The organism is Streptomyces sp. KLMMK (assembly GCF_036961605.1).
Classification (GTDB): domain Bacteria; phylum Actinomycetota; class Actinomycetes; order Streptomycetales; family Streptomycetaceae; genus Streptomyces; species Streptomyces telluris.
In genome coordinates, this window is the sequence record NZ_JBAMDC010000118.1 from 1 (window position 1) to 17,681 (window position 17,681).

Consider the following 17,681-nt stretch of genomic DNA (forward strand, 5'->3'; position numbering starts at 1 on the left):
TTGGGCCCGCTGGCGATGCGTTCGACGCAGCCGCGGGCGCCGCAGGGGCAGGGGTCGCCGTCGAGGTCGACGCTGATGTGTCCGATGTGGCCAGCGTTGCCGGTGGGACCGGGGTGCAGGCGGCCGCCGAGGACCAGGCCGCCGCCGACGCCGGTGGACACCACCATGCACAGGGCGTTCGCGCGCCCCCGGGCGGCGCCCTGCCAGTGCTCGGCCGCCGTCATCGCGACACCGTCGCCGACGAGCACCACCGGCAGGCCGGCCGCCCGCCGCGCCACCTCGGCGACCAGGGGGTAGTCCCGCCAGCCGGGGACGTTGACGGGGCTGACGGTCCCCCGGGACGCGTCCACCGGTCCGGCGCTGCCGATTCCCACGGCCCGTACGCGCGGCCACTGCGCCGCGTGCCCGAGCTCCTCCAGCACCTCCGCCACCGCGCCCATCACCGTGGCCCCGTCCTCGTGCGCGGGGGTCGGGCGCTGCGCGCGGGCCAGCAGCCGGCCGCGGTCGTCCACCAGCGCGCCCGCGATCTTGGTGCCGCCGATGTCGAGGGCCGCGACAAGGTCGGCGAAGTCGGTGCGCATGGGGACGATCTCTCCTGGTGGGGCAGGGGTGCGGGCGCTGCGGAAGCCAGTCTGTCCAGATCTGACAACGTTGTCTAGGCTCTATGCTCGACGTCACCCCGCACCGGCCCCTGGTAAGGACGAGCACCCGTGTCGAGCAGCGCCCAGCCCGCCCGCAGCCCCTCCCCCCGATACGGCGCCCGCCCGACGATGAAGGACGTGGCGGCCCGCGCCGGCGTCGGTCTGAAGACCGTCTCCCGGGTGGTGAACGGAGAGCCGGGCGTCACCCCCGACACCGAGCGGCGCGTGCAGGACGCGATCACGGCCCTGGGCTTCCGGCGCAACGACAGCGCCCGCATCCTGCGCAAGGGCCGCACCGCCTCCATCGGGCTCGTCCTCGAAGACCTCGCCGACCCCTTCTACGCGCCCCTCAACCGGGCCGTCGAGGAGGTCGCCCGCGCCCACGGCGCCCTGCTCATCAACGGCTCCAGCGCGGAGGACCCGGAGCGCGAGCGGGAGCTCGCGCTGGCCTTCTGCGCCCGCCGGGTCGACGGTCTGATCATCATCCCGGCCGGCGACGACCACCGCTACCTCGAACCGGAGATCGCGGCGGGCATCGCCACGGTCTTCGTCGACCGCCCGGCCGGAATGACCGATGCCGACGTCGTGCTCTCCGACAGCTTCGGCGGCGCCCGCGAGGGCGTCGCCCACCTCGTCGCGCACGGCCACCGCCGCATCGGCTTCATCGGCGACCGCCCGCGCATCCACACCGCCACGGAGCGGCTGCGCGGCTACCGCGCCGCCATGGCCGCCGCCGGCCTGCCCGTGGACGAATCCTGGGTGTCCCTGGGGCCCACGGTCCCCGAGCGCGTGCGCGCCGAGGCGGAGCGGATGCTCACCGGGCCGCAGCCGGTGACCGCGCTGTTCGCCGGCAACAACCGGGTGACGGCCACGGTCGTGCGCGTCCTGGCCCGCTCGCCCCGTCCGGTCGCCCTCGTGGGCTTCGACGACCTCGAACTGGCCGACCTGCTCTCCCCCGGCGTCACCGTCGTCGCCCAGGACGCGGCCCGGCTGGGCCGCACCGCCGCCGAGCGGCTGTTCCGCCGGCTGGACGGGGTGGCGGAGCCGCCGCAGCGGGTGGAGCTGCCGACCCGTCTGATCGTCCGCGGCTCGGGCGAACTGCCCCCCGCGGAGGGCTGAGGGGGAGACCCGGGGCGGGAGTTCAGCCCGCCCGCCCCGCGAGCTCTTCCAGGCCGTCGCGGCTCAGCCCCGTCAGGGCCGTCACCTCCGCCGCGTCCACGGCGCCGCAGTCCAGGCCGCGCAGCAGGTGGCCGCTGAGCGCCCGTGCGGTGGCGGGCTCGTCGAGGATGTCGCCGCCGGAGCGGTTGACGTAGGCGTCCAGGCGGGCGGCGGCGCTCTCCAGGCCCTCGCGGTAGAAGGCGTACACCGCGGCGTAGCGGGTGGGCAGATGGCCCGGGTGCATGTCCCAGCCCTGGTAGTAGGCGCGCGTCAACGACCGGCGCACGAGGCCGTGATGGAGCCGCCAGGCGGCGTGCACCTGGGAGGTCGGCCCGACGGGCAGGACGTTGGTCGAGCCGTCGGAGACGCGGACGCCGGTGCCCGCCGCGGCCACCTGCATGACGGCCTTCGCGTGGTCGGCGACGGGGTGGTCGGGCGACTGGTGCGCGGCGCCCACGCCGCAGGAGGCGCTGTAGTCGAAGGTGCCGTAGTGCAGCGAGGTCGCGCGCCCGCCCGCCGCGTCGATCATCCGGGCGACGGTGCTGCGCCCGTCGGCCCCGAGGATCGCCTGGGTGGTCTCTATCTGTATCTCGAAGCGGATCCGGCCGGGCTCAAGGCCCCGCGCCTTCTCGAACTCCCCGGCGAGCTCGGCCATGGCGGCCACCTGCTCGGCGTAGGTGACCTTGGGGAGGGTGAGGAGCAGCCCTCCGGGCAGCCCGCCGGCCTCCATCAGGCCCGTGAGGAAGATGTCGAGGGTGCGGATGCCGCGGTCCCGGACGGCCGCCTCCATGCACTTCATACGGATGCCCATGAAGGGCGCCGCGGTGCCGTCCTCGTACATGGCGGCCACCAGCCGTGCCGCTCGGGCGGCCGCCGCGTCCTCCTCGTCGTCGGGGCGCGGCCCGTAGCCGTCCTCGAAGTCGATACGGAGGTCCTCGACGGGCTCCCGCTCCAGCTTGGCGCGCACGCGGTCGTGGACGGGGCCGGCGAGGGCCTCGGGGAGGCCGAGGACGGCGGCGAGGGAGGCGGCGTCGGGCGCGTGCTCGTCGAGGGCGGCGAGCGCCCGGCCGCCCCAGAAGCGCAGGGTGTCGGCGGCGAAGACGTCGGCGGGGACGTAGACGGTGTGGACAGGCTGGCGGGTGCCGGGGTCGCCGGGGTAGCGGCGCGCCAGTTCGGCGTCGACGCCCGCGAGGGAGGCGCCGATGCGCTCCCCCACCGCGCGCGTGAACGTCGTCGCGACCGTCCGGTGCTGTCCCATGGCACACCCCTCCGCCCAGCCTCCCCGGCCGGCGCCGGAAGGTACCCCACGGACGGAACCGATCGTCCGTGCGGGCGAAGTTATCGACGGCCCGGCGGCGGGTCAACAGGCCGGCGGGGCCGGCAGGCGGGGCCGTCCGTGCACGACGGGGCCCCCGCACGCCGTCGCGTACGGGGGCCCCGGCACGGTGGTGCCGCGGGGTCAGCCCTTGCGGGTCTTGACCTCGTCGGTCAGCTGCGGGACGACCTCGAAGAGGTCGCCGACCACGCCGTAGTCGACCAGGTCGAAGATCGGGGCCTCGGCGTCCTTGTTGACGGCCACGATGGTCTTCGAGGTCTGCATGCCGGCCCGGTGCTGGATGGCGCCGGAGATGCCCGCCGCGATGTACAGCTGCGGCGAGACGGACTTGCCGGTCTGGCCGACCTGGTTGGTGTGCGGGTACCAGCCGGCGTCCACAGCGGCGCGGGAGGCGCCGACGGCCGCACCGAGCGAGTCGGCGAGGGCCTCGATGATCGAGAAGTTCTCGGCGCCGTTGACGCCGCGGCCGCCGGAGACCACGATCGCGGCCTCGGTCAGCTCGGGGCGGCCCGTCGACTCGCGCGGGGTGCGGGAGACGACCTTGGTGCCGGTGGAGTTCTCGCCGAAGGCGACGGCGAGCTGCTCGACCGTGCCGGCGGCCTGGGCGGCCTCCGGGGCGGCGGAGTTGGGCTTGACGGTGATGACCGGCGTGCCCTTGGTGACGCGGGACTTGGTGGAGTACGAGGCCGCGAAGACGGACTGCGTGGCCACCGGGCCCTCGGCACCGGCCTCCAGGTCGACGGCGTCGGTGATGATGCCGGAGCCGATGCGGACCGCGAGGCGGGCCGCGATCTCCTTGCCCTCGGCGGAGGACGGCAGCAGCACGGCGGCCGGCGAGACGGCCTTGTACGCGGCCTCCAGCGCGTCGACCTTCGGCGCGACGAGGTAGTCGGCGAACTCGGACGCGTCGGCCGCGAGGACCTTCACCGCGCCGTACTCGCCGAGCACGGCGGCCGCGGCGTCGGCGCCGGCGCCCAGGTGCACGGCGACGGGCTCGCCGATGCGGCGGGCGAGGGTGAGCAGTTCGAGGGTGGGCTTGCGGACGGCGCCGTCCACGTGGTCGACGTAGACGAGGACTTCAGCCATGGCGTTGCTCCTGCGGAAAAAGTGGGGCGGGTGACGGTTCGTTCGGGATCAGAGAGCTCAGATGAACTTCTGGCCCGCGAGGAACTCGGCGAGTTGCTTGCCGCCCTCGCCCTCGTCCTTGACGACGGTGCCGGCCGTGCGGGCCGGGCGCTCCGTGGCCTCGTCGACCTTGGTCCAGGCGCCCTCCAGGCCGACCTCCTCGGCCTCGAGGCCGAGGTCGGAGAGGTCCAGGGACTCCACCGGCTTCTTCTTGGCCGCCATGATGCCCTTGAAGGACGGGTAGCGGGCCTCGCCGGACTGGTCGGTCACGGAGACGACGGCCGGGAGGGAGGCCTCCAGCTGCTCGCTGGCGGCGTCGCCGTCGCGGCGCCCGGTGACCTTGCCGTCCTCGACCTTGACCTCGGAGAGCAGGGTGACCTGCGGGACGCCCAGGCGCTCGGCGAGCATCGCCGGGACGACGCCCATGCCGCCGTCGGTGGAGGCCATGCCGGAGACGACCAGGTCGTAGCCGACGTGCTCCAGGGCCTTGGCCAGCACCAGCGAGGTGCCGAGGGCGTCGGTGCCGTGGAGGTCGTCGTCCTCGACGTGGACGGCCTTGTCCGCACCCATGGAAAGCGCCTTGCGCAGCGCGTCCTTGGCGTCCTCGGGGCCGACGGTCAGGACGGTGATCTCCGCGTCGTCGTCGGCCGCCTCCTTGATCTGCAGCGCCTGCTCGACCGCGTACTCGTCGAGCTCCGAGAGCAGGCCGTCCACGTCGTCGCGGTCGACGGTCAGGTCCTCGGCGAAGTGCCGGTCGCCGGTGGCGTCGGGCACGTACTTCACAGTGACAACGATCCTCAAGCTCACGCCGGCTCTCCTACTGCATCGTCTCTTCGTAGCTGCCTTGGCAGGCAGCATAGGCGCCTTGTGGGGCGGATTCCGCCCGTGGCGGGCCGCGCCTCGAACGGAATGTTACTCGTCAGTACACCGACCCGTTCACCCGGGCGCAAGGCCGGTCGGCTGTGATCTGTCCAACGCAGGAAACGCGGGACGTCTCAGTCGCGCAGACCGTTGAAGCGCCCCTGGTGATAGACCAGCGGACGGCCCGCCCCCGCGGAGTCGCCCGCGACGACCTCGGCGAGCACGACCCGGTGGTCCCCGGCGGGCACCCGGGCCACCACGCGGCACACCAGCCACGCGAGAACGCCGTCCAGCAGCGGCACGCCCTCCGGCCCGGGACGCCAGCTCGTGGGTGCGGCGAAGCGGTCGGCCCCGCTGCGCGCGAAGGTCGCGGCCAGCTCCCGCTGATGCTCGCCGAGTATGTGCACGCCGACGTGCTCCGCCTCGGCGAGCACGGGCCAGCTGGACGAGCCGGTGCCCACCCCGAAGGAGACCAGGGGAGGCTCCGCGGCGACGGACGTCAGCGAGGTGGCCGTGAAACCGACCGGGCGCGCGCCCTGCGCCGTGATCACGGCGACACCCGCGGCGTGCCTGCGGAAGACGGAGCGCAGCAGTTCGGGGGTGGTGGCGAGGGAAGTGCCCAGCCCGGGCATGGCCGTCATGGAACTGTCCTTCTGCTGGAGGGTCGAGCCGATCCGAACGGTCGTCGCGGTACTCACGCGCCCGGACAGCACGCGCTCGCCGTCCGCAGCAGGCCGACGTGCGCACGTCCGTGGAGAAACGGTCCTGGCCACACGACGTCACACTGACGATTGGCGGTGCGGAGCGTCAAGGGCGGCCCGGGAGATGGGAGAGGGATCACGATCACGGCGGCTCACACCGCCGCGCCGAGCGCCGCGATGACGTCGGCCTTGCGCGGCTGCCCGGCCGCCCGGCGCACGATGCGGCCGGCGGCGTCGAGGACGAGGACGGTGGGCGTCGCGGTGATCTCCAGGGCCCGTACGAGGGCGAGGTGCGCCTCCGCGTCCACCTCGACGTGGGCGACCCCGCCGACCATGGCCACGACCTGCTCCAGGGTGCGCCTGGTCGCCCGGCAGGGCTGGCAGAAGGCGCTGGAGAACTGCACGAGGGTGGCGCGCTCCCCCAGCTCCCCGCCGATGTCGGCGGCCTCCAGCCGCAGCCCGTCGTCGCCCTCGTGCAGCACGCTCCGCCCCGCTTTCCCGTTTCGTCCGGGCCTCGGCCGGCCCTGCGTTCCTCAGGTGCAGCGCCATGGGCACCGGGGAAAATTCCGCCGCGCCCGCCGGTGATTTCCGGCTGGTTTCCGGCCTACGTGATGAGGATCTCCCGGCCACCGGGGCGTCCTCGCTGGCCCCGGGCCGGGCATTCAGGCACGATCTGGCAGAAGCCTCACCCTACGGCCGCGTAACTTTGCCGGTACGCCGGTGTACGGCGGGCACCACAGCAAGTACATCAGCAACAGAAGCAGCACTTCAGCCGGGAGTCCCCTCCCCAGGCCCGGAAGGAACCTCCCCCGATGGCAGAGCTCGTCTACCCCCCGGTGATCGGTGTCGCCCGCACCATGTTCAAGGCGCTCGACCTGCGCTTCGACATCCAGGGAACCGAGCACGTCCCGGCGCGGGGCGGGGCGGTCCTGGTGAGCAACCACATCGGCTACCTCGACTTCGTCTTCTGCGGCCTGACCGCCCGCCCCGCCAAGCGGCTGGTGCGGTTCATGGCGAAGGAGTCCGTCTTCCGGCACAAGGTGTCGGGGCCGCTGATGCGCGCGATGAAGCACATCCCCGTGGACCGCGCGGCCGGCATGGACGCCTACAAGCACGCGCTCTCGGCGCTGCGCTCGGGCGAGATCATCGGCGTCTTCCCGGAAGCAACGATCTCCCAGTCGTTCACGCTCAAGAACTTCAAGTCCGGCGCGGCACGGCTCGCGCAGGAGGCCGGGGTGCCGCTGCTGCCGATGGCGCTGTGGGGCACCCAGCGGCTGTGGACCAAGGGCCACAAGCGCGACCTGGGCCGCAACCACGTGCCGATCACGATACGGGTCGGCGAGCCGGTGACCGCCGACCCCGCCGAGCACGCGGACACCGTCACCGACCGGGTGCGCTCCCGGGTGCAGGACCTCCTGGAGGCGGCCCAGCGCGCCTACCCCGTGCGCCCCAAGGACGCGGACGACACCTGGTGGATCCCCGCCCACCTCGGCGGCACGGCGCCCGCACCGCACGCGGCGGCCGCCGCGGACCGGCGCGGCTAGGCCCCGTACGGAACCTGCAGAACCCACGGAACCGAAGGAGAAGCCCCCGGCCGCGAGCGCGACCGGGGGCTTCTTGCTGCTCTTTGCTGCTCTTCCCGCCCTTTCCCGTCGTTTCCGGACGGACGGGCGCGGGCCGCTACTGCCGGCCCATCTCCTCGGCGAGCGCCGCCGCGAAGGCGTCGACGTCGGCCTCGGTGGTGTCGAAGGAACACATCCAGCGGACGTCGCCGGCACCCTCGTCCCAGAAGTAGAAGCGGTAGCGCTTCTGCAGGCGCTCGCTCACTTCGTGCGGGAGGCGGGCGAAGACGGCGTTGGACTGCACCGGGTGCAGGACCTCCACGCCCTCGACGGCCCGCACGCGCTCGGCCAGGCGCGCGGCCATGGCGTTGGCGTGCGAGGCGCTGCGCAGCCACAGGTCGCCGCCGAGCAGGGCCTCGAACTGGGCCGAGACGAACCGCATCTTGGAGGCGAGCTGCATGGACATCTTGCGCAGGTGCTTCATCGCCCGCACCGCGTCCGGGTTCAGGACGACGACGCACTCGCCGAAGACCATGCCGTTCTTCGTGCCGCCGAAGGAGAGCACGTCCACGCCGGCGTCGGTGGTGAAGGCCCGCAGCGGCACGCCGAGCGTGGCCGCGGCGTTGGCGATGCGCGCACCGTCGAGGTGGACCTTCATGCCCCGCTCGTGGGCGTGGTCGCAGATCTCCCGGATCTCCTCGGGCGTGTAGCACGTGCCCAGCTCGGTGGTCTGGGTGATCGACACGACCTGGGGCTGCGCCCGGTGCTCGTCGTCCCAGCCGAAGGCCTCGCGGTCGATCAGCTCCGGGGTGAGCTTGCCGTGCTCGGTGGGCACGGTCAGCAGCTTCAGGCCGCCGACGCGCTCGGGCGCACCGCACTCGTCGACGTGGATGTGCGCGCTGGCGGCGCAGATCACCGCGCCCCAGCGCTCGGTCAGGGCCTGGAGGGCGACGACGTTGGCGCCCGTCCCGTTGAAGACCGGGAACGCTTCGGCGGTGGGGCCGAAGTGTCCGCGCATCACGTCCTGGAGGTGGGCGGTGTAGTCGTCCTCGCCGTAGGAGACCTGGTGGCCGCCGTTGGCGAGGGCGAGCGCCGCGAGGATCTCGGGGTGCGCGCCCGCGTAGTTGTCGCTGGCGAAGCCGCGCACCTCGGGGTCATGCCGGCGTATCGCGTCGGTCGCGACCGGCGGGGTCGTGCTCACGCTTGCGGAGTCAGCCACAGACGGGTTCCGTTCACTTCCTGGGCGGGCTTGTCCCACACGCCGACGATGGCCTCGGCGAGGTCCTTGACGTCGGTGAAGCCCGCGAACTTCGCGTTCGGGCGCTCGGCGCGCATGGCGTCGTGCACCAGTGCCTTGACGATCAGAATGGCGGCGGCGGCCGACGGCGCGTCCTCGCCCGCCGCCTTGCGGAAGGCGTCGGCGAGGGCGAGCGTCCACGCCTCGGCGGCGGCCTTGGAGGCGGCGTAGGCGGCGTTGCCCGCGGTGGGCTTGCTGGCGCCCGCCGCGCTGATGAGCAGGAACCGGCCGTTGCCGCTGCGCTGCAGGGCGGGCTCGAAGGCCAGCGAGGTGTGCTGCACGGTGCGGATGAGCAGCTTCTCGAGCAGCTCCCAGTCGGCGAGGTCGGTCTCGGCGAAGGAGGCCGAGCCGCGCCAGCCGCCCACGAGGTGGACCAGGCCGTCGATGCGGCCGAATTCCTTCTCGGTGCGGTCCACCCAGCGGCGCGTGGCCTCCAGGTCCAGCAGGTCCACGGTGTCGCCCGTGACGGTGGCACCGCCGTGGGCGTAGCGGGCGGCGTCCACGGCCTCGGCGAGGCGGGCGGCGTCCGCGTCGGAGGCGACGACCGTGGCACCGGCCTCGGCCAGTCGCAGCAGCGTGGCACGGCCCGCGGGGCCCGCGGCCCCCGCCACAGCCACGACGGCGCCGTCCAGCCGGCCGTTGCCGTTGGTGGGAGTGCTCATGGTCGTCTCCTTCGTCTGCTCGCTCACGCGGCCACCCGCTCGGCCTTCGCCGCGGTGATCCCCTTGGTCGAGGCGATCACGTGACGCAGCTTCTTGGCAAGCGCCTCGTAGAACATGCTGAGCGGGAACTCGTCCGGCAGCACGTCGTCCACGAGCTTGCGGGGCGGCTGGGCGAGGTCGAGGGCCTCGGGTCCCTTGGCCCAGACGGAGCCGGGGTGCGGGGCGAGGTAGGTGGAGACCAGCTCGTAGGCGGCGAGCCAGTGGACCAGCTTGGGCCGGTCGATGCCGTCGCGGTAGAGCTTCTCGATCTCGCCGCAGAGCTGGTTGGTGACCTGCGGGGCGCGGTCCCAGTCGATGTGCAGAGTGTTGTCCGTCCAGCGTACGACGTCGTGCCGGTGGAGGTACGCGAAGAGGAGCTGGCCGCCGAGCCCGTCGTAGTTGCGGACGCGGTCGCCGGTGACCGGGAAGCGGAACATCCGGTCGAAAAGGACGGCGTACTGCACGTCACGGCCGTGCGCGTTGCCCTCGGCCTCCAGCTTCACGGCCTCCTTGAAGGCGGTGAGGTCGCAGCGGAGCTCTTCCAGGCCGTACATCCAGAACGGCTGCCGCTGCTTGATCATGAAGGGGTCGAAGGGCAGGTCGCCGTGGCTGTGCGTGCGGTCGTGGACCATGTCCCACAGGACGAAGGCCTGCTCGCAGCGGTGCTGGTCGCCGACCATCTCCTGGATGTCGGCGGGCAGCTCGAGGCCGAGGGCGGAGACGGCTGCCTCGGTGACGGCACGGAAGCGGGCGGCCTCGCGGTCGCAGAAGATGCCGCCCCAGGTGAAGCGCTCGGGGGCCTCGCGGACGGCGATGGTCTCCGGGAAGAGCACGGCGGAGTTGGTGTCGTAGCCCGCGGTGAAGTCCTCGAAGGTGATGCCGAGGAAGAGCGGGTTGTCGTAGCGGGTGCGCTCCAGCTCGGAGAGCCACTCGGGCCAGACCATGCGCAGGACGACGGCCTCGAAGTTGCGGTCGGGGTTGCCGTTCTGGGTGTACATCGGGAAGACGACCAGGTGCTGGCGGCCGTCCTCGCGGTGGGCGGCCGGCTGGAAGGCCAGCAGCGAGTCGAGGAAGTCCGGCACGCCGAAGCCGGTGTCGGCCCAGCGGCGCAGGTCCGCGACCAGGGCCGCGTGGTAGGCGGAGTCGTGCGGGACGAGCGGCGAGAGCTGCTCGACGGACTCCACGAGGCGCTCCACCTGGGCCCGGACGGCCTCACCCGGTGGGGCGCCCTCCGCGGCGAGGTCGATGGAGCCGTCCGGGGACTGCCAAGGCCGGATCGTTTCCACGGCGTCCTTGAGTACCCCCCACGCGGGGTGATCGATCACCGGGTCGGCGGCCGAATTGTCGGTCGCTATCGCCGACGACGCAAGGATTTCCGTCATGGCTGCCCCTCCTCGGGAGAACTTGGTGTTAAGACACCGTATCCGTGCGCGCTTCTCCTGCTCAAGAGGGGAGGCCATAAATTATCCTGCCGAACCCCCGGTCGGGCCGCCGTTTTTCCTGCACACCTCCGCCATATGTGTACCCACAAGGACCTTTCCGTCACACAGGTCCCACAGGACCCATGAGCTGTTCTAGCCGAGATCCGGCCATTCCCCCGCCAGCCGGCCGTGCGCCGCCTCCGGACGCCCCCGCCCCGTCCCCCGGGCCTACCCCCGTGCCGCCGGTGAATTCATGAAAGCGCAACAGTCTTCCGCTATGCGGACGGTCGGCGGCCCGACCTGGACAGGGCCATGATCACGCTGCCAGTCTCCCGCCATGCCCGTCGTCAACCGGCCTCCGCGCCGCACCGCCGTCCCGGCCGCGCCCGCCACCCACCGCCGCACGGCCCGCCTCGCCGCCTGCCTCGCCGTCCTGCTCACGGCCGCCGCCGGCTGCGCTCCCCAGGACGACACCGGTTCCGCCGCCGGATCCGGCTCCGCGAAGTCCTCCGCCGCTCCGTCCGCGGCGGCGTGCACGAAGGAGAAGCTGGCGACGCAGATCCCCGGCAAGCTGACCGTCGGCACCGACAAGCCCGCCTACGCGCCCTGGTTCCAGGACGACGACCCCTCGAACGGCAAGGGTTTCGAGTCGGCCGTCGCCTACGCCCTGGCCGAGCGGCTCGGGTACGGCCGGGCCGACGTGGTCTGGCAGACCGTTCCGTTCAACACGGCCGTCGCTCCGGGCGCCAAGAAGTTCGACCTCGACATCAACCAGATCTCCGTCAGCGACGAGCGCCGGCGGGCCGTCGACTTCTCCTCCGGCTACTACGACGTCCGCCAGGCCGTCATCGCCCTCAAGGACTCCCCCGCCGCCAAGGCCAGGAGCGCCGCCGACCTCAAGCACGTCAAGCTCGGCGCCCAGGTCGGCACCACCAGCCTCGACGTCGTCAACGACGTGGTCGGGCCCGACAAGCAGCCCGCCGTCTTCCAGAAGAACGACTACGCCAAGACCGCGCTCAAGAACGGCCAGGTCGAGGCGATCGTCGTCGACCTGCCCACCGCCTTCTACATCACCTCCGCCGAGGTCCCGGACGCCCGCATCGTCGGCCAGTTCGGCAGCGCGGGAGACAAGCCCGAGCAGTTCGGCTTCGTCCTGGACAAGGGCAGCCGCCTCACGCAGTGCGTCTCCGGCGCCGTCGACTCCCTGCGCAAGGACGGCACGCTCGCCGGCCTGGAGAAGAAGTGGCTCTCCGAGGCAGCCGACGCCCCGGTGCTCAAGTGAGCCCCGGCGAAGCCGCCGCCGTCCCCGGCGGCACCGCACCGTCCCTGGTGAAGGAAGCCGCCGAGGACGCCTACACCCCCTCGGCACGCCGCCTGGAGCGGGAGCGCTTCAAACGCGCCCGGGCGCGCCGCGCCACGGCCGTCGCCGCGTGCAGCACGCTGATCACGGCCGCCGTGCTGTTCCTCGCCGTCGTCAGCTCCCCCGGCTGGCAGCGCACCCGTGAAACGTTTCTCAGCGGGCACTACGCGCGCGAGGCACTGCCCAAGGTCCTCGACGGGCTGTGGCTGAACCTGCGCCTGCTGGTCGTCTGCGGAGCGGCCGTGCTCGTCCTCGGGCTGCTGATCGCGGTCGCCCGCACGCTGCGCGGCCCCGTCTTCTTCCCCCTGCGCGCGCTCGCCACCGCCTACACCGACTTCTTCCGCGGGCTGCCGCTCGTGATCTGCCTGCTGATGGTCGTCTTCGGCGTCCCGGCCCTGCGGCTGCAGGGCGTGACGACCGACCCGGTGCTGCTGGGCGGGACCGCGCTCGTCCTGACGTACTCGGCCTACGTCGCCGAGGTCTTCCGTGCGGGCATCGAGTCCGTGCACCCCAGCCAGCGCGCCGCCGCCCGGTCGCTGGGCCTCAGCGCCCGCCAGACCCTGCGCCACGTCATCCTGCCGCAGGCCGTGCGCCGGGTCGTGCCGCCGCTCCTCAACGACCTGGTGTCCCTGCAGAAGGACACCGGCCTCGTCTCGATCGCCGGCGCGGTGGACGCCGTCTACGCGGCGCAAATCCTCTCCAGCAAGAGCTTCAACTACACGCCGTACGTCGTCGCCGGGCTCATCTTCGTCGCCCTCACCATCCCCATGACCCGGTTCACCGACTGGATCACGGCACGGACGGACCGCCGGCGCGCACAGGGAGGGATCGTATGAGCACCGTGACGGATGCCGCTCCGGCCGGCGGCGCCGGTACGGAACGGCCCGTGCTGCGGATGGAGGCCGTGCGCAAGACCTTCGGCGGCACGGTCGTGCTGCGCGACGTGGACCTGGAGGTCGCCCCGCACACGGTGACCGCACTCATCGGCGCCTCGGGATCGGGCAAGTCCACGCTGCTGCGCTGCGCCAATCTGCTGGAGGAGACCGACGACGGCGCGATCTTCCTCGACGGCGAGGACATCACCGACCCGCGCGTGGACCCCGACGCCGTACGCCGCCGCATCGGCGTCGTCTTCCAGGCCTACAACCTCTTCCCGCACATGACCGTGCTCGACAACATCACGCTCGCGCCGCGGCGGGTGCACGGCGTCGCCCGCGAGGAGGCCGAGGAGCGGGCGCGGGAGCTGCTGGAGCGGCTCGGGCTGGGCGGCAGGGCGGGCGAGTACCCGGACCGGCTCAGCGGCGGCCAGCAGCAGCGGGTGGCGATCGTACGGGCGCTCGCCGGCCGGCCCCGGCTGCTGCTCCTGGACGAGATCACCGCGGCCCTCGACCCCGAGCTCGTCGGGGAGGTGCTGGGCGTCGTGCGCGACCTCAAGGAGGACGGCATGACGATGGTCCTGGCCACCCACGAGATGGGGTTCGCCCGGGACGTCGCCGACCAGGTGTGCTTCCTGGACGGCGGGGTTGTGCTGGAGCGCGGCACCCCCGCCGAGGTCTTCGGCGCACCTCGGCAGGAGCGCACCCGGAAGTTCCTGCGGCGGATCGTGGAGGCGGGCCGGCTGTGAGGTAAGGGGCTCTGCCTACTGAGCAGAGCCCCTTACCTCTCCTTCCCGTCCACATGCGTCGCTGACGGGGGGGTGACGCCGGCCGTCAGACCAATTCCTTGATCAGCAGTTCGAACTCGAGGTCGTCCCGCTGCGGGATGCCGAAGCGCTCGTCGCCGTACGGGAACGGGCTCATCCGCCCGGTGCGCCGGTAGCCGCGCCGCTCGTACCAGGCGATCAGCTCGTCCCGCTGCTTGATCACGGTCATGTGCATCTCGGTCGCGCCCCAGCCGGTGCGCACGAGGCGCTCGGCCTCCGCGATGACGACCTTGCCGAGCCCGCCGCCCTGCATCTCCGGGCTGACGGCGAACATCCCGAAGTACGCGTGGGTACCCCGGTGTTCGAGCTGGCAGCAGGCCACTATCCGGTCGCCCCGCTCGACCACGAGCAGACGGCTGTCCGGGTCCGTCACCACGGCCTCGACACCGTCCGGGTCGGTGCGCTGCCCGTCCAGCAGGTCCGCCTCTGTCGTCCAGCCGGCGCGGCTCGCGTCACCGCGGTAGGCCGACTCGACGAGGGCGACGAGAACGGGCACGTCCTCGACGGTCGCGTCCCGGAAGGTCGTCTCCGTGCTGCTGGTGGTTTCCATCGTGTTCCTGTGGTCCTCTCCGTACGGTTCCGGCTCCACGTGCACACTAACCCGGGCTCCGGGGTAGGCCTCCGGGCCCTGGTGCGCCCCTGACGTGCCACCGCGCGTGCGCGGGCGCATTTTTATGAGCCCCAGCGCTCCTCCAGTGCGCCTGTGCGCTCCCATGCGCTCTCGCCCCCGGGGGAATCAACCGGAGGTGGATCTGCACGTCCGGGGAGGTGCGCCGTGCACGGACCGCCGCTGATCGGCTGGCTGCTCGTGGCGGTGTGCGCCGCGACGGGCGCCTACTGCCTGGTGCGCCTGCGCGCGGGAGCGGGAGGAGAGCGCCGGGCCGTCGGGAGCGACGCCCTGATGGGGCTCGGCATGGCGGCCATGGCCGTACCGCCCGCCGTCCTGGACACACGGCCCTGGGGCGCGCTGCTGTTCGCCGTCGTGTTCGGCGCGGCCGGTGTCCACGCGTTGGTGGGCGTGGCGCGCGGCCGCGCGGACAGCCACCATCTCCACCACGCCGTGGGCGCGTTCGCCATGGTCTACATGGCGCTCGCGATGGCGGGCACCCCGATGGGCGGCCGCGCGGAGCACACGGGAGCGGCGGCGGCCACGCACGCCGCGACCGCGCATGTCCCGGCCGGCACACCCCTGCTGACGGGGCTGCTGCTGGTGTACTTCGCCGTGTACGTGGTGCGCACGGTGGCCGTGCTCGTGCCCGTCACCGTGGCCGCCGGGCAGGTCTCCTGGCCGGGCCGGCCGGACCTCACCCATGCCTGCAGGCTGTCCATGGGCATCGGCATGCTGGCGATGCTGCTGACGCTGTGAGCCCGCACCCCGTGGAATGCATCACTTCGCGTACCGGACCGTACCCGTGGGCGCGGCCCCGCTCATAGGCTTACGGCCATGATGGTCCCGCTCGCGCTGCTGGTCCTCGGCGCACTGGTCGCGACGATGGCTCCGCGCGTGCTGACCCGTTCCGACTGGCCCGACCGCGAACCGGTCGTGGCCCTGTGGGTGTGGCAATGCGCGGTGGCGACCGTGCTGCTGTGCTGTCTGCTCGCCATGGCGCTCAGCGCCGCGGCGGCCTGGGAAGCCGTGCGCGGGCACGTCTTCGCGATCGCTCCGCACGGCGTCGTCGAAGCCTACGCCCTCACCGCCTACGCCGCGTGGGCCGCACCCCTGACCGTGGCACTGGCGAGTGGCGCCGTGTGGACCGCCGCGATGCTGACCCGCGAAATCAGCTGGTCGCGCGCCCGCCGCCGGCAGCGCCGCACGGAACTGCTCGTCCGCTCGCCCCGGCTGCCCGGCGAGGAGCCGGGCGGGGACCGGCTCGTGGTGCTGGAGGGCGAACGCCCCGACGCGTGGTGGCTGCCCGGCGGCGCCGCGCCGCAGCTGGTGATCACCACCGGTGCGCTGCGCCGCCTCAAGGGACCCCGGCTCGACGCGGTGCTGGCCCACGAGCAGGGGCACGCCCGGGCCCGGCACCACTGGCTGCTGCACGTCTCCTCGGCCCTGGCCAACGGCTTCCCGCAGGTGCCGGTGTTCGCCGCGTTCCGCGACCAGGTGCACCATCTGGTGGAGCTCGCGGCGGACGACTCGGCGTCGCGGCGCTTCGGCCGCCTGACCACGGCGCTCGCCCTGGTGGAGCTGAACGAGGACCGCGGGGTGTTCGGGCCGTGCCCGACGCAGCTCTCCCAGGTGCCGACGCGGGTGCACCGCCTGCTGGCCCCCGCCCCGAGGCTGACGGCCGCGCGGCGGCTGCGGCTCACGGCGGTCGCGGCGCTGGTCCCCGCGGTGCCGCTGCTGGTGACGTTCGTACCGGGCCTCAGCGTCCTGACCCGGTCCGGGTCGTAGCGCCGGCCTCGGAGGCAGCGCCGGAGCGGGCGCTGCGGGCAGGGGCCGCAGGCGTGGTGGCCCCCGCGGCCCCCATGCGCGAGGATCTGCGGATGCACGCCCCTCCGCGCCCTTCGCCCGCACTCCCCCGTTCCCCCTCCCTCATGCGCCCGGCCCCGATCCCGGCCGGGATCGTCCTCACGACCGTCTTCGGCGTCCTGCTCGCCCTGGTCGCGGGCGCGTGGGAGCCGCTCGCCTCGCTGGACCGGAACGTCGCGGACGGATTGCATCCGGTGGCCGTGGAGCACCGGGGCTGGACCCGGTTCGTCCGCGTGCTCTCCGACTGGCTGTGGGACCCGTGGACGATGCGCGCCGCCCTGGCTCTGGCGGTCCTGTGGCTCCTGCGCCGGCGCGACCTGCTGCTCGCCGCCTGGATCGCCGGGACGTCGGCCCTGGGCACCGCTCTGCAGCAGGGCATCAAGGCGGCGGTGGGCAAGGACCGTCCGAGCTGGCCGGATCCGGTGGCGACGGCGCACTACGCGGCGTTCCCCTCGGGGCACGCCCTGTCGGCGACGGTGGCGTGCGGGCTGCTGGTGTGGCTGCTGTGGAGGTACGGCGCACGGGCACGGGGCCTGCGCGCCGCTGCTGCGGCGGGTGCGGTGTCGGTGCTCGGAGTGGGTCTCACCCGGCTGTACCTGGGGGTCCACTGGGCGTCGGACGTCCTGGGCGGCTGGCTGCTGGGCGGGGCGCTCGTGGCCTTCTCGGTGGGTCTGTTCGGCACCGTGTCGCGACGACGGGCCTGACGGCCACAGCCGGGGCTACGGTGACGGCTACGGCTGCTCGGGGGCGAAACCGGGTGGCACCGCATGCGGCCCCGCTGCCGGGGCCGTCGCACCGGTCAGCTTGTCGATCGTCACGTAGCGCGCGGAGTGATCGACGCCTTCGGGGACGTGATACTCAAGGACGGTGCGATCCTCGGACATGCGTCCGTAGGTGCTCACCTGGATGCGCACCCCGTACCAGTACGGCGCATTCCGGTTGCTCTGCGCATGGCGCGCGCAGCTGAGCAGCATCCTCTTGACGGGCTCTTCGAAGGCCCGGTTGAACCGGCTGTTCGTCGTGTTCGTCATGGGCGTCATGTTCCGGGAGATGCCGGGCCCTCCCAGGTTGTCGTTCCACAGGTGGCCCTTCACCCAGCCCTCGCCGTCCCGCTGGTTGAGCTCCTCCACGATGGTGCACTCGCCCGTCTGCGGCGGCCCCCCGAGATAGGTGTTGCCGGGAGCCACGACGCTGGGCCCGACGACGACGGTGACCGACGTGCCGCCCGTACGCCCGTCATGCACGCCGTAGTCCGGGCCGGCCCACACATGCCGTTGCCTGTCCCACGCCGGGTACGGCAGGCTGCCGGTCCGGCCGCGCGTCGCAGCGGGCCCGGCCGGTTC

General features: G+C 72.9%; 19 protein-coding genes. 8 read left to right on the plus strand and 11 right to left on the minus strand.

Annotation, left to right across the window (positions count from 1 at the left end; all coding sequences use genetic code 11):
- On the minus strand, nucleotides 1-581 hold a 581-nt coding region (locus V7793_RS18540), incomplete at its 3' end, for an ROK family protein (RefSeq protein WP_336007899.1).
- A gap of 189 nt (nucleotides 582-770) precedes the next feature.
- On the opposite strand from V7793_RS18540, the gene V7793_RS18545 reads away from it, so the two are divergent.
- Entirely contained in the window at nucleotides 771-1,760 is a 990-nt protein-coding gene (locus tag V7793_RS18545) for a LacI family DNA-binding transcriptional regulator (RefSeq protein WP_336007928.1), read from the plus strand.
- A 22-nt stretch (nucleotides 1,761-1,782) separates the two neighbouring features.
- Here V7793_RS18545 and V7793_RS18550 read toward each other — a convergent pair whose 3' ends face one another.
- The 5 genes from V7793_RS18550 to V7793_RS18570 all read right to left on the minus strand — a co-directional run bounded on the left by V7793_RS18550 (nucleotide 1,783) and on the right by V7793_RS18570 (nucleotide 6,301).
- On the minus strand, nucleotides 1,783-3,057 hold the full coding sequence (locus V7793_RS18550; protein WP_336007900.1) for a DUF6986 family protein: 1,275 nt from the start codon (nucleotides 3,055-3,057) through the stop codon (nucleotides 1,783-1,785).
- A gap of 201 nt (nucleotides 3,058-3,258) precedes the next feature.
- Nucleotides 3,259-4,221: an electron transfer flavoprotein subunit alpha/FixB family protein gene (locus V7793_RS18555; RefSeq protein WP_336007902.1), complete on the minus strand. Its 963-nt coding sequence runs from the start codon at nucleotides 4,219-4,221 to the stop codon at nucleotides 3,259-3,261.
- Between the two features lie 57 nt (nucleotides 4,222-4,278).
- A complete protein-coding gene (locus V7793_RS18560; RefSeq protein ID WP_058042856.1) occupies nucleotides 4,279-5,067 on the minus strand; it encodes an electron transfer flavoprotein subunit beta/FixA family protein in 789 nt (262 codons plus the stop codon).
- A gap of 188 nt (nucleotides 5,068-5,255) precedes the next feature.
- Complete coding sequence (locus V7793_RS18565) at nucleotides 5,256-5,762, minus strand: flavin reductase family protein (RefSeq protein WP_336007930.1); 507 nt, start codon at nucleotides 5,760-5,762, stop codon at nucleotides 5,256-5,258.
- 212 nt (nucleotides 5,763-5,974) lie between these two features.
- A complete protein-coding gene (locus V7793_RS18570; protein WP_443057943.1) occupies nucleotides 5,975-6,301 on the minus strand; it encodes a TlpA family protein disulfide reductase in 327 nt (108 codons plus the stop codon).
- A gap of 333 nt (nucleotides 6,302-6,634) precedes the next feature.
- Here V7793_RS18570 and V7793_RS18575 point away from each other — a divergent pair, with 333 nt between their 5' ends.
- Nucleotides 6,635-7,366, plus strand: a complete 732-nt coding sequence (locus V7793_RS18575) for a lysophospholipid acyltransferase family protein (RefSeq protein ID WP_336007905.1) — start codon at nucleotides 6,635-6,637, stop codon at nucleotides 7,364-7,366.
- 136 nt (nucleotides 7,367-7,502) lie between these two features.
- On the opposite strand, the gene V7793_RS18580 is transcribed toward V7793_RS18575, so the two are convergent.
- From V7793_RS18580 to V7793_RS18590, 3 genes are read right to left on the minus strand one after another with little or no spacing between them, the layout of a single operon-like run.
- Nucleotides 7,503-8,585, minus strand: a complete 1,083-nt coding sequence (locus V7793_RS18580; RefSeq protein ID WP_336007906.1) for a threonine aldolase family protein — start codon at nucleotides 8,583-8,585, stop codon at nucleotides 7,503-7,505.
- Nucleotides 8,582-9,343 carry an SDR family NAD(P)-dependent oxidoreductase gene (locus V7793_RS18585; RefSeq protein WP_336007907.1) on the minus strand — a complete coding sequence of 254 codons (762 nt, stop codon included), beginning with the start codon at nucleotides 9,341-9,343 and terminating at the stop codon, nucleotides 8,582-8,584. Before V7793_RS18585 ends, V7793_RS18580 begins: the two co-directional genes overlap by 4 nt.
- A gap of 23 nt (nucleotides 9,344-9,366) precedes the next feature.
- Nucleotides 9,367-10,764 (minus strand): DUF6421 family protein, encoded by a 1,398-nt coding sequence (locus tag V7793_RS18590; protein WP_336007909.1) that lies wholly within the window; start codon nucleotides 10,762-10,764, stop codon nucleotides 9,367-9,369.
- Between the two features lie 376 nt (nucleotides 10,765-11,140).
- Between V7793_RS18590 and V7793_RS18595 the strand changes: the two genes are divergently transcribed.
- Genes V7793_RS18595 through V7793_RS18605 form a run of 3 tightly spaced genes read left to right on the plus strand, consistent with a single transcriptional unit; the run spans nucleotide 11,141 to nucleotide 13,787 of the window.
- Nucleotides 11,141-12,085: an ABC transporter substrate-binding protein gene (locus tag V7793_RS18595; RefSeq protein WP_336007911.1), complete on the plus strand. Its 945-nt coding sequence runs from the start codon at nucleotides 11,141-11,143 to the stop codon at nucleotides 12,083-12,085.
- A 44-nt stretch (nucleotides 12,086-12,129) separates the two neighbouring features.
- Nucleotides 12,130-12,999: an amino acid ABC transporter permease gene (locus V7793_RS18600; RefSeq protein ID WP_336007931.1), complete on the plus strand. Its 870-nt coding sequence runs from the start codon at nucleotides 12,130-12,132 to the stop codon at nucleotides 12,997-12,999.
- Nucleotides 12,996-13,787, plus strand: coding sequence for an amino acid ABC transporter ATP-binding protein (locus tag V7793_RS18605; RefSeq protein WP_336007913.1), 792 nt, complete (start codon nucleotides 12,996-12,998; stop codon nucleotides 13,785-13,787). Before V7793_RS18600 ends, V7793_RS18605 begins: the two co-directional genes overlap by 4 nt.
- 85 nt (nucleotides 13,788-13,872) lie before the next feature.
- On the opposite strand, the gene V7793_RS18610 is transcribed toward V7793_RS18605, so the two are convergent.
- Nucleotides 13,873-14,415 carry a GNAT family N-acetyltransferase gene (locus tag V7793_RS18610; RefSeq protein ID WP_336007915.1) on the minus strand — a complete coding sequence of 181 codons (543 nt, stop codon included), beginning with the start codon at nucleotides 14,413-14,415 and terminating at the stop codon, nucleotides 13,873-13,875.
- 225 nt (nucleotides 14,416-14,640) lie between these two features.
- Between V7793_RS18610 and V7793_RS18615 the strand changes: the two genes are divergently transcribed.
- The 3 genes from V7793_RS18615 to V7793_RS18625 all read left to right on the plus strand — a co-directional run bounded on the left by V7793_RS18615 (nucleotide 14,641) and on the right by V7793_RS18625 (nucleotide 17,042).
- The gene (locus tag V7793_RS18615) at nucleotides 14,641-15,231 is read left to right on the plus strand and encodes a DUF5134 domain-containing protein (RefSeq protein ID WP_336007918.1); all 591 of its coding nucleotides are present in this window, start codon (nucleotides 14,641-14,643) and stop codon (nucleotides 15,229-15,231) included.
- Nucleotides 15,232-15,309: 78 nt separating this feature from the next.
- Nucleotides 15,310-16,260, plus strand: a complete 951-nt coding sequence (locus tag V7793_RS18620) for a M56 family metallopeptidase (protein ID WP_336007921.1) — start codon at nucleotides 15,310-15,312, stop codon at nucleotides 16,258-16,260.
- Nucleotides 16,261-16,403: 143 nt separating this feature from the next.
- The gene (locus V7793_RS18625) at nucleotides 16,404-17,042 is read left to right on the plus strand and encodes a phosphatase PAP2 family protein (RefSeq protein WP_336007923.1); all 639 of its coding nucleotides are present in this window, start codon (nucleotides 16,404-16,406) and stop codon (nucleotides 17,040-17,042) included.
- A gap of 27 nt (nucleotides 17,043-17,069) precedes the next feature.
- Here the strand turns inward: V7793_RS18625 and V7793_RS18630 are convergent.
- The coding region (locus tag V7793_RS18630) for a hypothetical protein (RefSeq protein ID WP_336007925.1) at nucleotides 17,070-17,681 on the minus strand (612 nt) is incomplete at its 5' end.